This is a genomic window from Streptomyces sp. NPDC003393 (assembly GCF_053589015.1).
Genome location: NZ_JBSFRB010000001.1, coordinates 229,745 through 246,127 on the forward strand (window position 1 = coordinate 229,745; position 16,383 = coordinate 246,127).

Here is a 16,383-nt window from a genome sequence, read left to right on the forward strand (position 1 = left end):
CGAGGGAGTACGGGCCTGGATGACGGGGGCGAGGGAGCACGAGCGCGTCAGCGGGTCGGTGCGGGCGCCTTGGCCGCGGGGGCCGAGGCCGCCCGGCGCCCGGCTCGGGCCACCGCGATCTGGCGTGCGACGCGAGGGCCGAGCACGGAGACGACCAGCAGGACGCCGGTGACGACGATCTGCGACTGGGCGGAGACGTTGACCAGGCTCATCACGTTCTGGAGCGCGCCGAGCAGGAACACTCCGGCGACGGCGCCGCCGAGGGTGCCCTTGCCGCCGTCGAAGTCGATGCCGCCGAGCAGGACGGCCGCGACCACGGAGAGCTCCAGTCCGGTGGCGTTGTCGTAGCGGGCGCTGGCGTAGTGCAGGGCCCAGAAGACGCCGGTGAGCGCGGACATCAGGCCGGTGGCGACGAACAGGATCAGCTTGTGGCGCTTGACCCGGATGCCGGCGAACCGGGCCGCCTCCTCGGCGGCGCCGATCGCGAACAGCGACCGGCCGAACGGGGTGGCGTGCAGCGTGACCACGGCGATCGCCAGCAGCACCAGGAAGGGCAGGAAGGCCTGCGGCAGGAAGGTGTCGCCGAGACGCCCGGCCGCGAAGTCGAGGTACTGGGTGGGGAAGTCGGTCACCGCGTCCGAACCGAGCACGATCTGCGCGATGCCCCGGTAGGCGGCCAGGGTGCCGATGGTGACGGCCAGGGACGGCAGTCCGAGCCGCGTCACCAGCAGGCCGTTGACCAAGCCGCACACCCCGCCCAGCACCAGGCACAGCGGGATGATCGTCTCGATGGCCATGCCCTGGTTCCACAGCGCCCCCATGACCGCGCCCGACAGCCCGGCGGTGGAGGCGACCGACAGGTCGATCTCACCGGCGACGACCAGCAGCGTCATGGGAAGGGCGATCAGCGCGATCGGCAGGGTGTTGCCGATCAGGAACGACAGGTTCAGGGCGTTGCCGAAGCCGTCGACGAAGCCGAAGGAGAACAGCAGGACGACGACGAGCAGGGCGCCGACGACGGTGTCCCAGCGGACGGCACGGGAGAGGGACTCAGGCATGGCGGGCGTTCCTCTTCTTCAGGGCCGAGGCCACGCGCAGCGCGACGATCCGGTCGACCGCGATGGCGAGCAGGAGCAGGATGCCGTTGATCGCGAGAACCCAGACGGAGCTGACGCCGAGGGCGGGCAGCACGCTGTTGATGGAGGTCAGCAGCAGGGCGCCGAGAGCCGCTCCGTAGACGCTGCCGGAGCCGCCGGTGAAGACCACGCCGCCGACCACGACCGCGCTGACCACGGTGAGTTCGTAACCGTTGCCGGTGCCGGAGTCGACGTTGCCGAACCGCGCCAGGTACATCGCCCCGGCGAGGCCCGCCAGGCCGCCGCAGAAGGTGTACGCGGCCAGCATGCGCCGGCGGACCGGGATGCCGGCGAGCCGGGCGGCCTCCGGGTTGGAGCCGAGCGCGTACAGTTCGCGACCACCGGAGAAGTGCTTCAGGTAGTACGCCGTGCCGACGAGCACCACGAGCGCGATCAGCGCCAGGTACGGCACCGCGAAGATCCCGCCGGAGCCGAAGTCGACGAAGCCGCCGGGCAGGTCGGCCGCGGTGATCTGGCGCGAGCCCACCCAGATGGAGTCGATGCCCCGGATGATGTAGAGCGTGCCGAGGGTGACGACGAGCGCGGGCACCTGGCCGAGGCTGACCAGCAGGCCGTTGAGCAGGCCGAAGCCGACGCCCAGGAGCACCGCCAGCACGATGGCCACCAGCGCGTTGCCGCCGCCGTGCAGGTAGGTGCCGGCGGCGAAGGCGCTGATGCCGAGCGTGGAGCCGACCGACAGGTCGACGTTGCGGGTGATGACGACCAGCGACTGGCCGGTGGCGACCAGCACCAGGATGGTCGCGTTCAGCAGCAGGTCCTTGATGCCCTGCTGGGAGAGGAACTCGCTGTTGCCGGCCTGGGTGACGGCGATCATCACCAGGAAGACGACGAGGATGGCGAGTTCGCGCATCTTGAACACCCGGTCGACGAGCCGGGTGCCGCTGGACTTGGGCGCCTCGGTGGCGGAGGCGGGGTTGGGGGCGGTCACGGTCACGCGGCCCTCCCCGTGGCTGCGGCCATCACGGTTTCCTCGGTGGCGTCGGAGCGGGGGATCTCGGCGGTCAGCCGGCCCTCGTGCATCACGAGCACGCGGTCGGCCATGCCGAGGATCTCGGGCAGGTCGGAGGAGATCATCAGGACGGCGACGCCGTCGGCGGCGAGCTGGGACAGCAGCCGGTGCACCTCGGCCTTGGTGCCGACGTCGATGCCGCGGGTGGGCTCGTCGACGATCAGCACCTCGGGGCCGGTGGCGAGCCACTTGGCCAGGACCACCTTCTGCTGGTTGCCCCCGGAGAGCGTGGAGACGGCGTCCGCGATCCTGGCGTACTTCACCTGGAGCTTGACCGCCCAGTCCAGGGAGCGGCTGCGTTCGGCGCCGCGGTCCACCAGGCCGGCCCTCCTCGTCGTACGGAGTCCGGTGAGTCCGATGTTGCGTTCGATGGACATGTCCATCACCAGGCCCTGAGCGCGCCGGTCCTCGGGGACGAGGGCGAGCCCGGCGGCCATCGCGGTGGACGGGGCGCCGTTGGTGAGCCGGCGCCCGCCGACCTCCACCTCACCGGCGTCCCAGCGGTCGACGCCGAAGACGGCCCGGGCGACCTCCGTGCGCCCGGCACCAACCAGTCCGGCCAGGCCGACGATCTCGCCGCGCCGTACCTCGAAGGAGACGTCGGTGAAGACGCCCTCGCGGGTCAGCCGGCGCACGCTGAGCGCCACCTCGCCCGGGGTCACGTCCTGCTTGGGGTAGAGCTCGTCCAGATCGCGGCCGACCATGCGGCGCACCAGATCGTCCTCGGTCATGCCCTCCAGCGGCTCGCTGGCGATCCAGGCGCCGTCCCGCAGGGTGGTCACCCACCGGCAGATCTCGAAGATCTCCTCCAGGCGGTGGGAGATGAACAGCACCGCGGCGCCCTGCTCGCGCAGGGTGCGGACGACTCCGAACAGGCGGGCCACCTCGCTGCCGGTGAGGGCGGCGGTGGGCTCGTCCATGATCAGGACTCGGGCGTCGAAGGAGAGCGCCTTGGCGATCTCGACGATCTGCTGGTCGGCGATGGACAGGCCGCGTGCGGGGCGGTCGGGGTCGAGGTCGACACCGAGCCGGCGCATCAGGCCGGCGGTGGCCTCGTGGGTGGCCTTGTGGTCGATCCGGCCGAGGGCGCGCCGGGGCTGGCGCCCCACGAAGATGTTCTCGGCGATCGACAGGTCGGGGAAGAGCGTGGGCTCCTGGTAGATCACGGCGATGCCGGCGTCGCGGGCGTCGCCGGGTCCGTGGAAGACGACGGGCTCGCCGTCGAGCAGCACCTGGCCGGCGTCGGGCCGGTGCACCCCGGCGAGGGTCTTGATGAGGGTCGACTTGCCCGCGCCGTTCTCCCCGGCGAGGGCGTGCACCTCCCCCGGAAACAGTTCCAGGGACACGTTCTTGAGGGCACGCACCGCGCCGAAGGACTTCGAGATGTCCCTGAGCGCCAGCACCGGGGCCGGACCCGTGTCGGACGGGTGGGTCATTGGGGGCTCCTCGACGACGCCGGCCGGCAGCCGTACCGGGTCGTGAAAGGTTTCAACTTGGTTGCCGGGACGTTAGGCATGGAGCCGATGTCACGTCAATGGGTACGGATCGAAAAAATTCGGTGATTCAAGGGTCACGGAGGGGTCTCGAAGAAGAGGTCGGCTCCGGGGGGTTGACACCCCCCTTCACGGCCCATAGCTTCCGGTTCTGAATCGTTTCACAGCCAAGCCGTTCAAAAGCCGTCCATAGGCTTTCCACCCCTTGTCACAGGAGCCCTGCAGTGACCGAGCTCGCCGCGGTGAAGGCCGCGCTCAAGACCCAGGCCGTCGAGACGCCGTCGTGGGCGTACGGGAACTCGGGGACCCGTTTCAAGGTGTTCGCGCAGGCCGGTGTCCCGCGCACACCGCGCGAGAAACTGGACGACGCGGCGAAGGTGCACGAGTTCACCGGCGTCGCCCCGACCGTCGCCCTGCACATCCCCTGGGACCGGGTCGACGACTACGCCGCCCTCGCCGCGCACGCCGAGGAACGCGGCGTGCGGCTGGGCGCGATCAACTCCAACACCTTCCAGGACGACGACTACAAGCTGGGCAGCATCTGCCACCCGGACGCGGCGGTACGCCGCAAGGCGGTCGACCATCTGCTGGAGTGCGTCGAGATCATGGACGCCACCGGATCGCGGGACCTGAAGCTGTGGTTCGCCGACGGGACGAACTACCCCGGGCAGGACGACATCCGCGCCCGGCAGGACCGGCTCGCCGAGGGGCTCGCCGAGGTGTACGAGCGGCTGGGCGAGGGCCGGCGGATGCTGCTGGAGTACAAGTTCTTCGAGCCGGCCTTCTACGCCACGGACGTCCCCGACTGGGGCACGGCCTACGCGCACTGCCTCAAGCTCGGGCCGAAGGCGCAGGTCGTGGTGGACACCGGACACCACGCGCCGGGCACCAACATCGAGTTCATCGTGGCGACGCTGCTGCGGGAGAACAAGCTCGGCGGGTTCGACTTCAACTCCCGCTTCTACGCCGACGACGATCTGATGGTGGGCGCGGCCGACCCCTTCCAGCTGTTCCGGATCATGTACGAGGTGGTGCGCGGCGGCGGGTTCACGCCCGAGGTCGCGTTCATGCTCGACCAGTGCCACAACATCGAGGCGAAGATCCCGGCGATCATCCGGTCGGTGATGAACGTGCAGGAGGCCACGGCGAAGGCCCTGCTCGTCGACCGTGACGCGCTGGCCGCCGCGCAGGCCTCGGGTGACGTGCTGGAGGCCAACGCCGTGCTGATGGACGCCTACAACACGGACGTGCGGCCGTTGCTCCGTGAGGTGCGGGAGGAAATGGGGCTGGACCCCCAGCCTCTCGCGGCGTACCGGCGGTCCGGGTGGGCCGAGAAGATCGTCGCGGAGCGAGTGGGCGGGCAGCAGGCCGGTTGGGGCGCGTGAGCGTCCACCGGGTCCGTGTCTGTAGCGGGGTGCCGGCCGGTGGTGGCTGAGCGCCCCCGCGGCGGAGCCACTGATCAATACGGCCCCGCGCCCCGTCGATCCACTCCCCTCGTCTCTCGAAAAGGAACCTCCATGTCACTCCACCCCGAAGCCTCCGCCCTCCTCGACCGTTCCCACCGCCTCGGCGCCGATCCCCGCAACACCAACTACGCCGGCGGCAACGCGTCCGCGAAGGGCGCTGCCACCGACCCCGTCACCGGCCAGGACGTCGAGCTGATGTGGGTCAAGGGCTCCGGGGGCGACCTCGGCACGCTCACCGAGAACGGTCTCGCCGTGCTGCGGCTGGACCGGCTGCGGGCCCTCGTCGAGGTGTACCCGGGAGTCGAACGCGAGGACGAGATCGTCGGCGCGTTCGACTACTGCCTGCACGGCAAGGGCGGGGCCGCGCCCTCCATCGACACGGCCATGCACGGCCTGGTCGACGCCAAGCACGTGGACCATCTGCACCCCGACTCCGGAATCGCGCTCGCCTGCGCGGCCGACGGGGAGAAGCTGACCGCCGAGTGTTTCGGCGACACGGTGGTGTGGGTGCCCTGGCGGCGTCCCGGCTTCCAGCTGGGACTGGACATCGCCGCGATCAAGAAGGCCAACCCGCAGGCCATCGGGTGCGTTCTCGGCGGGCACGGGATCACCGCGTGGGGTGGCACCTCCGAGGAGTGCGAACGCAACTCGCTGCGCATCATCCGGACCGCCGAGCAGTTCCTCGCCGAGCGCGGCAAGGCGGAGCCCTTCGGGCAGGTGATCGAGGGGTACGAGGCGCTGGACGAGGCAGGGCGGCGGGAGCGGGCCGCGGCCCTGGCGCCGTACGTCCGGGCCGTGGCCTCGCAGGACAGGCCGCAGGTCGGGCACTTCGACGACTCCGAGGTGGTCCTCGACTTCCTGTCGCGGGCCGAACATCCGCGGCTGGCCGCGCTGGGCACCTCCTGCCCGGACCACTTCCTGCGCACCAAGGTGCGGCCCCTGGTGCTCGACCTGCCGCCGGCCGCCCCGCTGGACGAGGCGATCGCCCGGCTCAAGGAACTGCACGCCGAGTACCGCGCGGAGTACGCCGCCTACTACGAGCGGCACGCGACGCCGGACTCCCCCGCCATGCGCGGTGCCGACCCGGCGATCGTGCTCGTCCCGGGGGTGGGCATGTTCTCCTTCGGCAAGGACAAGCAGACCGCGCGGGTGGCCGGCGAGTTCTACGTCAACGCCGTCAACGTGATGCGCGGGGCCGAGGCCGTCTCGACGTACGCGCCGATCGAGGAGGCCGAGAAGTTCCGCATCGAGTACTGGTCGCTGGAGGAGGCCAAGCTCCGGCGGATGCCGAAGCCGAAGCCGCTGGCGACCCGGGTGGCGCTGGTGACCGGCGCGGGCAGCGGCATCGGCAAGGCGATCGCCCGGCGGCTGGTCGCCGAGGGCGCGTGCGTCGTCGTCGCCGATCTCAACGCCGAGAACGCCGCGGCCGTCGCCGAGGAGCTGGGCGGGCCGGACAAGGCGGTGGCCGTGACCGTGGACGTGACGGACGAGGAGCGGATCGCCGCCTCGTTCCGTCAGGCCGTGCTCGCCTTCGGCGGGGTCGACCTGGTCGTCAACAACGCCGGTATCTCCATCTCCAAGCCGCTGCTGGAGACCACCGCCCAGGACTGGGACCTCCAGCACGACATCATGGCCCGCGGCTCCTTCCTCGTCTCGCGGGAGGCCGCCCGGGTGATGATCGCGCAGGGGCTGGGCGGTGACATCGTCTACATCGCCTCCAAGAACGCCGTCTTCGCCGGGCCCAACAACATCGCCTACTCCGCCACCAAGGCCGACCAGGCCCACCAGGTGCGTCTGCTCGCCGCCGAGTTGGGCGAGCACGGGATCCGGGTCAACGGCGTCAACCCGGACGGGGTCGTGCGCGGCTCGGGGATCTTCGCGGGCGGCTGGGGGGCGCAGCGGGCCGCGGTGTACGGGGTGCCGGAGGAGAAGCTGGGCGAGTTCTACGCCCAGCGGACGCTGCTCAAGCGGGAGGTGCTGCCCGAGCACGTGGCGAACGCCGTGTTCGCGCTCACCGGCGGCGACCTGACCCACACCACCGGTCTGCACCTCCCCGTGGACGCCGGCGTCGCGGCCGCGTTCCTCCGGTGAACGCGGTGAGCCGGGTGCGCAAGGGGAGCGCGGAGGTGAAGGCGTACGCCGCGGTCGACCTCGGCGCGTCCAGCGGCCGTGTCATGGTCGGCCGCGTCGGCCCCGACTCGCTGGAGCTGACCGAGGCGCACCGCTTCCCCAACCGTCCCGTGCGCGTGCCCGACGGCCTGCGCTGGGACGTGCTCGGGCTGTACGCCGGCGTGCTGGACGGACTGCGCGCCGCGGGCGAGGTGGACTCCGTCGGCATCGACAGCTGGGCCGTGGACTACGGCCTGCTCGACGCCGACGGCGCGCTGCTGGGCAACCCGGTGCACTACCGGGACGCCCGCACCGAGGGCGTCGCCGAGAAGGTGTGGGCGAGCGTGCCGCCCGAGGAGCTGTACGCGGCGACCGGCATCCAGTACGCCCCGTTCAACACGCTGTACCAGCTCACGGCGGCCCGCTCCACGGCCCAGCTCGCCGCCGCCCGGCGCCTGTTGCTGATCCCCGACCTGCTGACGTACTGGCTGACCGGTGAACAGGGCACGGAGCTGACCAACGCCTCCACCACCCAGCTCCTCGACCCCCGCACCCGCGACTGGTCGTACGACGTCGCGGCCCGTACGGGCATCGACCTGGAGCTGTTCGCGCCGCTGCGCCGGCCCGGCGACCCGGCGGGCGTGCTGCGGGCGGAGGTGCTTCGGGAGACGCGGCTGCGCGGGCCCGTGCCGGTGACGGCCGTCGGCTCGCACGACACGGCGTCGGCGGTGGCGGCGGTGCCGGCCGTGGGTGAGCGGTTCGCGTACATCTGTACGGGAACCTGGTCGCTGGCGGGTCTGGAACTGTCCGAGCCCGTGCTGACCGGGGAGAGCCGCGCCGCCAACTTCACCAACGAGCTGGGGCTGGACGGCACGGTGCGGTACCTGCGCAACATCATGGGGCTGTGGCTGCTCCAGGAGTGCGTGCGGGCCTGGGGCGACCCCGATCTGGGCGGGTTGCTGCGGGAAGCGGCCGAGGTACCCGCCCTGCGGTCGGTCGTGGACGCCCAGGACGCCGGCTTCCTGGCCCCGGGCCGGATGCCGGAGCGGATCGCGGACGCCTGCCGGGCCTCCGGGCAGCCGGTGCCCGCGACCCGCGGCGAGTTCACGCGCTGCATCCTCGACTCCCTCGCCCTCGCGCACCGCCGGGCGATCGGCGAGGCCCAGCGGCTCGCGGACCACCCCGTCGACGTCGTGCACATCGTGGGCGGAGGGACCCGCAACGCCCTGCTGTGCCAGCTGACCGCCGACGCCTGCGAGCTGCCGGTGGTGGCCGGTCCCACCGAGGCGGCCGCCCTCGGCAACGTCCTGGTGCAGGCCAGGGCACACGGCCTGGTCGGCGACCGGGCCGGCATGCGGCGCCTGATCGCACGGACACAGCCGCTGACACGGTACGAACCCGGCGGCGACGCGGCGGCCTGGCGTGCGGCCGAGGCCCGGCTCGTCGGGGCGGCACCGTGAACCGCGGTGCCACGCCGGACCAGAGCGGCGCCACACGCCGCGGTGCCCGCCACGCCGTGGTCCGGGGCCTGCCCCAACCCCCGTTCTCCTGACTAGGCTTCACCCACCCGATGATCGACAACAAGGAGCCGCGATGCGTGTCGCTCTGTTCCTGACCTGCGTCAACGACACGCTCTATCCGGACACCGGGCGCGCCGTGGTGAAACTGCTGACCAGACTGGGCGTGGACGTGGACTTCCCGATGGCCCAGACGTGCTGCGGGCAGGCGCACTACAACACTGGTTACCGCCACGAGGCCGAACCGCTGGCCCGGCGCTTCGCCGAGGTCTTCCAGGACTACGAGGCGATCGTGACACCGTCCGGATCGTGCGCGGCGATGGTGCGGGAGCTGTATCCGCGGATGGGCGAGCGGGCACGGGCGGAGGGCCGGGGCGACACCCTGGCCCGCACGCTGGCGCCGGTCGTGCCGCGGACGTACGAGCTGACGGAGTTCCTGGTCGATGTGCTGGGGGTGATCGACGTCGGGGCGTACTTCCCGCACCCGGTGACGTACCACCCGACCTGCCACGGGCTGCGTGTGCTGGGCCTCGGGGACCGTCCGCTGCGGCTGCTGCGGGCCGTGAAGGGGCTGGAGCTGGTGGAGCTGCCCGGAGCGGAGGAGTGCTGCGGCTTCGGGGGTACCTTCGCGGTGAAGAACCCCGACGTCTCGGCGGCGATGGGCGCCGACAAGGTGCGCCACGCCGAGTCGACCGGTGCCGAGGTGCTGTGCGCGGCCGACAACTCCTGTCTGATGCACATCGGCGGAACCATGGCCCGGCTGCGCACCGGCATGCGGCCGGTGCACATCGCGGAGATCCTGGCGAGCACGGAGGAGGACCCCGCCCTATGAGTGCCACGTTCGTGGGCATGCCCGGTTTCCGGGCGTACCCGGCTTTTCCGGAGGCCGCGCACCAGGCCGTGCGCGACGAGACCCTGCGCGGCAATCTGCGCCACGCCACGCACACCATCCGCGCCAAGCGCGCCAGAGCGGTGGCGGAGGTGTCCGACTGGGCGGCGCTGCGCGAGGCCGGCCGGCGGATCAAGGACCACACGCTGCGGCACCTGGACCGCTATCTGGTGCAGGTCGAGGAGGCCGTCACGGCGGCCGGCGGCACCGTGCACTGGGCGGTCGACGCCGACGAGGCCAACCGGATCGTCGCCGATCTGGTCAAGGCGACCGGGGAGAGCGAGGTCGTCAAGGTCAAGTCGATGGCCACGCAGGAGATCGGCCTCAACGAGGCCCTGGAGGCGGAGGGAATCCGCGCCTACGAGACCGATCTCGCCGAGCTGATCGTGCAGTTGGGCAAGGACCGGCCCTCCCACATCCTCGTGCCGGCGATCCACCGCAACCGCGCCGAGATCCGGGACATCTTCCGCTCCGAGATGGGCGAGTGGGGCCGTCCGGCCCCGGAGGGTCTGAGCGACACGCCCGCGGAACTCGCCGAGGCGGCCCGGCTGCACCTGCGGGAGAAGTTCCTGCGCGCCAAGGTCGGCATCTCCGGCGCCAACTTCGTCGTGGCCGAGACCGGCACGCTGGTGGTCGTGGAGTCCGAGGGCAACGGGCGGATGTGCCTGACCCTGCCCGAGACGCTGATCTCGGTCGTCGGCATCGAGAAGATCGTGCCGACCTGGCGGGACCTGGAGGTCTTCCTCCAGACCCTGCCCCGCTCCTCGACGGCGGAGCGGATGAACCCGTACACGTCGATGTGGACCGGCACCACCGACGGGGACGGACCGAGCACCTTCCATCTGGTACTGCTGGACAACGGCCGCACCGACACGCTCGCCGACGAGGTCGGCCGCCAGGCTCTGCGCTGCATCCGCTGCTCGGCGTGTCTGAACGTGTGCCCGGTCTACGAGCGGGCGGGCGGGCACGCGTACGGCTCGGTGTACCCCGGACCGATCGGCGCGATCCTCAGTCCCCAGCTGCGCGGCACCGGCAGCGCGATCGACGCCTCCCTGCCGTACGCGTCCTCGCTGTGCGGCGCCTGCTACGAGGTCTGCCCGGTCGCCATCGACATCCCCGAGGTGCTGGTGCACCTGCGCGAACGGGTCGCCCAGGGCGATCGGTCGACACGCGGTGGCAACAAGGTGGTCCTGCGACCGGCTAAGGGGCACGCCGCCGAGCGGGCGGCGATGCGCGCGGCCCGCTGGGCGTTCACGCACCCCGGTGTCCTGCGCACCGGCCAGCGCCTCGCCTCGCGCACCCGTCGTCTGCATCCCCGTACGCTGCCGGGCCCCGGCAGGGCCTGGAGCGGCACCCGGGACCTGCCCCCGGTGCCCGCGGAACCGTTCCGTGACTGGTGGCAGCGCACGGACGGCGGCAAGGAGGGGACGAAGTGAGCAGCAGGGACCGGATCCTGGGCCGCGTGCGCCGCGCGCTGGCGGATGTGCCGGCGGACGACACTCCCCCAGTGCCTGAAGGGCCTGGGAGGGACCCCCGGTACGAGCAGGCCGTTTCACGGGACTACCTTCGGTACCACGGCGACCGGCGGGTCGAGGAGACGGTGGATCTGCTGGCCGAGAACCTGGCGGACTACCGGGCGCTCGTGCACCGGACCACCACCGACGAACTGCCCTACGTGATCATGCGGTTGCTCGCCCAGCGCGGGCCCCAGTACGTGCTTGTGCCGCCCGGGCTTCCGCCGGAGTGGATGTCGGCCGCCGATCCCACCCGGGTCCACGACCGCGCGGTGAGCACACCCCACGAGCTCGACCGAGTGGACAGCGTGGTCACCGGCTGCGCGGTCGCCGTCGCCGAGACCGGCACGATCGTCCTGGACGGCTCCCCCGACCAGGGCCGTCGCCGCATCACCCTCATCCCCGACCACCACATCTGCGTCGTCCGCGTCCCGGACCAGGTGGTCTCCTCCGTACCGCAGGCCCTGGAACGCCTCGATCCGACGCGTCCGCTGACCTGGATCTCCGGCCCCTCGGCGACCAGCGACATCGAACTGGACCGGGTGGAGGGGGTGCACGGTCCGCGCACCCTGGAGGTGGTGCTGGTGAGCGGGGGGTGAGCGGCCCGGTTAGCGTGAGGGAATGATCCGCTTCGAGCAGGTCACCAAGCGGTACCCGGACGGGACCACGGCCGTGGACGGGCTCAGTTTCGAGGTGTCCGAGGGTGAACTCGTCACGCTCGTGGGCCCGTCCGGGTGCGGCAAGACGACCACGATGCTGATGGTCAACCGGCTGATCGAACCGACCTCGGGCCGGATCCTCGTGGGTGGCGAGGACGTCGCCGGGGTCGATCCGGTGCGGCTGCGCCGCCGGATCGGCTACGTCATCCAGCAGGTCGGCCTCTTCCCGCACCGCACGGTGCTCGACAACACCGCGACCGTGCCCGCGCTGCTCGGCTGGAGGAAGGCGAAGGCGCGGGCGCGCGCCGCCGAGCTGCTGGAACTGGTGGGCCTGGACCCGGGGACGTACGGGCCGCGCTATCCGGAGCAGTTGTCGGGCGGCCAGCGACAACGGGTCGGGGTGGCGCGGGCGCTGGCCGCGGATCCTCCGGTGCTGCTGATGGACGAACCGTTCGGGGCCGTCGACCCGGTGGTGCGCGAGCAGCTGCAGGACGAGTTCCTGCGCATGCAGGCCGCGGTGCGCAAGACGGTGCTGCTGGTCACGCACGACATCGAGGAGGCGGTGCGGCTCGGCGACCGCATCGCCGTGTACGGGCAGGGGCGGATCGAGCAGTTCGACACGCCCGGGACGGTACTGGGCAGCCCGGCGAACCCGTATGTCGCGGGGTTCGTGGGCGCCGACCGGGGTCTGAAACGGCTGTCGGTGACCACGATCGAGCCGGACGACCTGGAGCAGCCGCCGGTCGCCCGGCTGGACGAGCCGGCCGAGCGGGTGGCCGGGCGGCTGCGCGCCGCGGGCGCCCGTTGGGCGGTGGTCCTCGACGCCTCCGGTGACCTGCACGGCTGGGTGGGCCTGGACGGGCTGGCCGCGGGCGGTTCCGTAGCCGGTCTGGCGCACCGGATGCGGGCGTGGGTGCCGGTGGGCGCACCGCTCCGACAGGCGTTCGGGGTGATGCTCCAGCACGACGCCGGCTGGGTCGCCGTGCTGGACGGCGCCCGCTTCCTCGGCGTGCTCACCCCGGCCAGGCTGCACGCGGCGCTGCGCCGCTCGGTGGGCGCCGACGCGCGCGGCGTGCCGCGGGACCAGGTCAGGTTCGACTCGGTGGCCGACGCCTGACGGTGGCCGATCCGGCAGTGGCCGGGGAACGACGACGGCCGTGCCGGTCGCGGCGGTCACGTCGGGTCACTTCAGCAGCCCCTTGTCCCGAAGGTAGGTCCGGGCCACGTCCGAGGGCAGCCGGCGCCAGCTGTCGACCTGCCGGTTCAGGGATGCCAGGTCGGCGGTGGTGAGGACGTCGTTGAGCCGGCCGAGCACCTTGGTCACGCCGGGTCCGCCCGCGCGGGCGCGGTTGACGACCGGGATCACGTAGTCGGCGTTCTGGAGGTGCCTGTCGTCGGCGAGGAGGACGAGGCCGAAGGCGTCGAGGGTGGCGTCGGTCGTGGTGGTCAGCACCATCTGGTCGTGTCCGCCGCGCACGGCCTCCTTGGCCTGGGTGGTGCCGACGCCCTTGGGGTCGATGCCGGTGACGTCGATCCCGTAGGTCTTCCTCAGGCCCGGCGCGCAGTACGGGCGGCGCACGCATTCGTCGCCCGCCGCCAGCCGTACCTTCAGGCCGGAGGCGCCGAGGTCGCTGAGGGTCTTCAGACCGTGCCGCCGGGCGTACGACCGGCTCACCGCGAAGGCGTTCTGGTCGACGGCCCTGCCGGGGTCCAGGACGGTCAGGCCGCGCGGTGCGGCGAGTTCGCGCAGCGCGCGCATGGTGGTGCCGAGGTCGGGTGAGCCGGCCGGGGGCGCGTCGGCGCCCTGCGTCCTGGCGTTCAGCCAGTCGGCGAAGGTGGCCGCGTACTCGGGGACGACGTCGATCCGGCCCGACTCCAGGGCGGGTTCGTACAGTTCGCGATTGGCGACGGTCAGGAGCGTCGTCCTGTATCCGGCCTGGTTCAGCAGCAGTGCGTACATCTGGGCGAGCAGGTCGCTCTCGGTGAAGCCGGCGGATCCGATGGTCAGGTGCCGGCTGTCACCGGGTGACGCGGTGACCTGGCCGCGGTTCTCCAGGGACGGGCCGGTGGTGCAGGCGGTCAGTGCCAGCAGCACGACGGCCGACAGGACGCGGCGTCCGCTCATCGGCCGCGCCGGGCCCACACCGGTGCCAGCCGCTCGATGATCTCGAAGACTCCCTCGACGACGAGCGCGAACACCGCGACGAGCAGCGCACCGGCGACCACCTGGGGCGTGCTGGCGAGGTTGAAGCCGGCCGTGATGACCCGGCCGAGGCCGCCGCCGCCCGTGAGAGCGGCGAGGGTGGCGGTGGCGACGAGTTGGACGGCGGCGATCCGCACCCCGTTCAGCACCAAGGGGAGCGAAAGGGGCAGTTCCACGTGAAACAGCGTCTGCCGGCCGTTCATCCCCATGCCCCGGGCCGCCTGGACGACGCTGCGGTCGACCTCGCGCATCCCCACGTAGGCGTTGGTCAGCAGCGGCGGTACCGCGAACAGGACGAGGGCCACGACCGTCGGGCCTTCGCCCCACTGTCCGACCGGGGTGAGCAGCAGCAGGACCAGCACGGCGAAGGTGGGGACGGCCCGGCCCACGTTGGCGAGGTTGACCGCGAGCGTGCCGCCCTTGCCGAGGTGGCCGAGGACCAGGGCGACGGGCAGGGCGATCAGGCAGCTGACGGCCAGGCAGACGGCCGTGAGCACCAGGTGCTGGAGAAGGCGGTGGGCGATGCCGTCGTCGCCGCTCCAGTGGGCGGGATCGGTGAGCCAGCGCCAGGAGTCGGCGAGCGTCGTCATGTGCGGCCGGCCCGGGTCCATGGCGTCAGCAGGCGCTGCACGCCCAGCAGCAGCAGATCGGCGGCGACCGCGATCACCACGCACAGCACGGAGGCGGTGAGCACCTGGGCCTTGAAGTAGGTGCTCATCCCCGCGTAGATGAGGTTGCCCAGCCCGCCGAATCCGACGACGGCGCCGATCGTCACCAGGGAGACCGCCGACACCGTGGCGACGCGCAGCCCGGCCATCGCGGCGGGCAGGGCGAGCGGGAGTTCGACGGTGAGCAGCAGCCGCACGGGACCGTAGCCCATGCCGCGTGCCGCCTGCCGGGTCTCCTCGGGGACGGCACGCAGGCCCGCGAGGAGGTTGCGCACCAGCAGGGTCAGCGAGTACAGCACGAGTCCGGCGACGACCAGGGTCGCCGAGAGCCCGTACAGCGGCAGGAGCAGCGAGAACATCGCCAGGGACGGGATGGTGTAGAGGACGGTCGTGACGGCGAGCACGGGTCCGGCCACCCAGCCCCAGCGGCGGGCCGCCAGGGCCAGCGGAACGGCGACGGCAAGTCCGATGAGCACCGACAGGCCGGTCAGCCACAGGTGCTGGAGCACCGCGTCCCACAGGATGTGGCGGCGCGTGCTCAGATACGCACCGCAGATCCACTCGTTGCGGGCGAGGCAGTCGTCCGGTGGCGCTGTCACGCGTCCATTCCACCGGCGGCGCACGGGAGCGGCGCGCTGTGGTGGCCCGTCCGGGGCGGTGGCGCACCGCGCCCGTCCGGGGCGGTGGCGCACCGCCCCGCGGCCGGCGGGGTCCGATGGCGCAGGACGCCCTGTACCGGAGGAACACCCGTGACAGAGCGACTGAACAAGCGCTTAGATAGAAGTGCTCAGCTCGCGGAAGGCAGCTACGCAACCGATTCACGCGCCCGCTGGAGGCCCTGTTGTTCACGTCCGTCGACGATGTCTCCGCCCGCCTCGCCGAGACCGGATACCTGGCCTCGCCGGCGGTTGCCACATCCGTCTTCCTCGCCGACCGACTCGGCAAGCCGCTGCTGGTCGAGGGGCCCGCCGGAGTCGGCAAGACGGAGCTGGCCAAGGCCGTGGCCCAGGTGGCGGGCGCCCGGCTGGTCCGGTTGCAGTGCTACGAGGGCGTGGACGAGTCCCGCGCGCTGTACGAGTGGAACCACGCCAAGCAGCTGCTGCGCATCAGCGCCGGCCGGGACGAGACGTGGGACGAGACCCGTACGGACATCTTCGGCGAGGAGTTCCTGCTCTCCCGCCCGCTGCTGACGGCGATCCGCGGCGACGAGCCGACGGTGCTGCTGATCGACGAGACCGACAAGGCCGACGTGGAGGTGGAGGGCCTGCTGCTCGAGGTGCTGAGCGACTTCCAGGTGACGGTCCCCGAGCTGGGCACGATCACCGCGACCCGCCGCCCCTTCGTCGTCCTGACCTCCAACGCCAGCCGCGAGCTGTCGGAGGCGCTGCGCCGACGGTGCCTCTTCCTCCACATCGGCTTCCCGGAGGAGGAGCTGGAGCGTCGCATCGTGGGGCTGAAGGTGCCGGGACTTCAGGAGACCCTGGCCGCGTCCGTGGTGCGGGTCGTCGGGGCGCTGCGGGCGATGGATCTGCGCAAGGTGCCCTCGGTCGCCGAGACCGTCGACTGGGCGCGCACACTGCTCGCCCTGGGCGCGGACAGTCTCGAGGAGAGCCTGGTCCGCGACACTCTGGGCGTCCTGCTCAAGCACCAGGAGGACGTACTCAAGGCGGCCGCCAAGCTCGACCTGGACGCCGTGTGA

General features: G+C 71.9%; 14 protein-coding genes. 8 read left to right on the forward strand and 6 right to left on the reverse strand.

All coding sequences use genetic code 11. The features are described from left to right. Nucleotides 1–47 precede the first annotated feature (47 nt). The 3 genes from ACWDUZ_RS01040 to ACWDUZ_RS01050 are packed head-to-tail and all read right to left on the reverse strand — an operon-like array spanning nt 48 to nt 3,602. A complete protein-coding gene (locus ACWDUZ_RS01040) occupies nt 48–1,058 on the reverse strand; it encodes an ABC transporter permease (protein WP_451629622.1) in 1,011 nt (336 codons plus the stop codon). Next, complete coding sequence (locus tag ACWDUZ_RS01045; RefSeq protein ID WP_451629623.1) at nt 1,051–2,091, reverse strand: ABC transporter permease; 1,041 nt, start codon at nt 2,089–2,091, stop codon at nt 1,051–1,053. The genes ACWDUZ_RS01040 and ACWDUZ_RS01045 overlap by 8 nt, the downstream gene beginning before the upstream one ends. Then, on the reverse strand, nt 2,088–3,602 hold the full coding sequence (locus tag ACWDUZ_RS01050; protein ID WP_451629624.1) for a sugar ABC transporter ATP-binding protein: 1,515 nt from the start codon (nt 3,600–3,602) through the stop codon (nt 2,088–2,090). The genes ACWDUZ_RS01045 and ACWDUZ_RS01050 overlap by 4 nt, the downstream gene beginning before the upstream one ends. Before the next feature lie 281 nt (nt 3,603–3,883). Here ACWDUZ_RS01050 and rhaI point away from each other — a divergent pair, with 281 nt between their 5' ends. The 7 genes from rhaI (at nt 3,884) to ACWDUZ_RS01085 (ending at nt 12,930) form a co-directional block, all read left to right on the forward strand. Continuing rightward, nucleotides 3,884–5,044: an L-rhamnose isomerase gene (rhaI, locus tag ACWDUZ_RS01055; RefSeq protein WP_451629625.1), complete on the forward strand. Its 1,161-nt coding sequence runs from the start codon at nt 3,884–3,886 to the stop codon at nt 5,042–5,044. Between the two features lie 132 nt (nt 5,045–5,176). Continuing rightward, complete coding sequence (locus ACWDUZ_RS01060; RefSeq protein ID WP_451629626.1) at nt 5,177–7,216, forward strand: bifunctional aldolase/short-chain dehydrogenase; 2,040 nt, start codon at nt 5,177–5,179, stop codon at nt 7,214–7,216. A 35-nt stretch (nt 7,217–7,251) separates the two neighbouring features. Next, nucleotides 7,252–8,694, forward strand: a complete 1,443-nt coding sequence (locus ACWDUZ_RS01065) for a rhamnulokinase (protein ID WP_451629810.1) — start codon at nt 7,252–7,254, stop codon at nt 8,692–8,694. Nucleotides 8,695–8,827: 133 nt separating this feature from the next. Continuing rightward, a complete protein-coding gene (locus ACWDUZ_RS01070) occupies nt 8,828–9,583 on the forward strand; it encodes a (Fe-S)-binding protein (RefSeq protein WP_451629627.1) in 756 nt (251 codons plus the stop codon). Further along, nucleotides 9,580–11,076 carry a LutB/LldF family L-lactate oxidation iron-sulfur protein gene (locus ACWDUZ_RS01075; RefSeq protein ID WP_451629628.1) on the forward strand — a complete coding sequence of 499 codons (1,497 nt, stop codon included), beginning with the start codon at nt 9,580–9,582 and terminating at the stop codon, nt 11,074–11,076. The genes ACWDUZ_RS01070 and ACWDUZ_RS01075 overlap by 4 nt, the downstream gene beginning before the upstream one ends. Further along, nucleotides 11,073–11,753: a LutC/YkgG family protein gene (locus ACWDUZ_RS01080; RefSeq protein WP_451629629.1), complete on the forward strand. Its 681-nt coding sequence runs from the start codon at nt 11,073–11,075 to the stop codon at nt 11,751–11,753. Before ACWDUZ_RS01075 ends, ACWDUZ_RS01080 begins: the two co-directional genes overlap by 4 nt. Before the next feature lie 22 nt (nt 11,754–11,775). After that, nucleotides 11,776–12,930 (forward strand): ABC transporter ATP-binding protein, encoded by a 1,155-nt coding sequence (locus tag ACWDUZ_RS01085; protein WP_451629630.1) that lies wholly within the window; start codon nt 11,776–11,778, stop codon nt 12,928–12,930. Nucleotides 12,931–12,996: 66 nt separating this feature from the next. Here the strand turns inward: ACWDUZ_RS01085 and ACWDUZ_RS01090 are convergent, their stop codons facing one another. The 3 genes from ACWDUZ_RS01090 to ACWDUZ_RS01100 are packed head-to-tail and all read right to left on the reverse strand — an operon-like array spanning nt 12,997 to nt 15,283. Continuing rightward, complete coding sequence (locus ACWDUZ_RS01090; protein WP_451629631.1) at nt 12,997–13,938, reverse strand: ABC transporter substrate-binding protein; 942 nt, start codon at nt 13,936–13,938, stop codon at nt 12,997–12,999. Then, nucleotides 13,935–14,606 carry an ABC transporter permease gene (locus ACWDUZ_RS01095; RefSeq protein WP_451629811.1) on the reverse strand — a complete coding sequence of 224 codons (672 nt, stop codon included), beginning with the start codon at nt 14,604–14,606 and terminating at the stop codon, nt 13,935–13,937. The genes ACWDUZ_RS01090 and ACWDUZ_RS01095 overlap by 4 nt, the downstream gene beginning before the upstream one ends. Next, the gene (locus ACWDUZ_RS01100) at nt 14,603–15,283 is read right to left on the reverse strand and encodes an ABC transporter permease (protein WP_451629632.1); all 681 of its coding nucleotides are present in this window, start codon (nt 15,281–15,283) and stop codon (nt 14,603–14,605) included. Before ACWDUZ_RS01100 ends, ACWDUZ_RS01095 begins: the two co-directional genes overlap by 4 nt. A 239-nt stretch (nt 15,284–15,522) precedes the next feature. On the opposite strand from ACWDUZ_RS01100, the gene ACWDUZ_RS01105 reads away from it, so the two are divergent. Then, nucleotides 15,523–16,383: an AAA family ATPase gene (locus tag ACWDUZ_RS01105; RefSeq protein WP_451629812.1), complete on the forward strand. Its 861-nt coding sequence runs from the start codon at nt 15,523–15,525 to the stop codon at nt 16,381–16,383.

Excerpts from the sequence above, each read along its gene's own strand:
- ACWDUZ_RS01070 (WP_451629627.1), top strand. The coding sequence starts at position 8,828 with ATGCGTGTCGCTCTGTTCCTGACCTGCGTCAACGACACGCTCTATCCG.
- ACWDUZ_RS01090 (WP_451629631.1), bottom strand. The coding sequence starts at position 13,938 with ATGAGCGGACGCCGCGTCCTGTCGGCCGTCGTGCTGCTGGCACTGACC.
- ACWDUZ_RS01075 (WP_451629628.1), top strand. The coding sequence starts at position 9,580 with ATGAGTGCCACGTTCGTGGGCATGCCCGGTTTCCGGGCGTACCCGGCT.
- ACWDUZ_RS01095 (WP_451629811.1), bottom strand. The coding sequence starts at position 14,606 with ATGACGACGCTCGCCGACTCCTGGCGCTGGCTCACCGATCCCGCCCAC.
- ACWDUZ_RS01050 (WP_451629624.1), bottom strand. The coding sequence starts at position 3,602 with ATGACCCACCCGTCCGACACGGGTCCGGCCCCGGTGCTGGCGCTCAGG.
- ACWDUZ_RS01040 (WP_451629622.1), bottom strand. The coding sequence starts at position 1,058 with ATGCCTGAGTCCCTCTCCCGTGCCGTCCGCTGGGACACCGTCGTCGGC.
- ACWDUZ_RS01085 (WP_451629630.1), top strand. The coding sequence starts at position 11,776 with ATGATCCGCTTCGAGCAGGTCACCAAGCGGTACCCGGACGGGACCACG.
- ACWDUZ_RS01060 (WP_451629626.1), top strand. The coding sequence starts at position 5,177 with ATGTCACTCCACCCCGAAGCCTCCGCCCTCCTCGACCGTTCCCACCGC.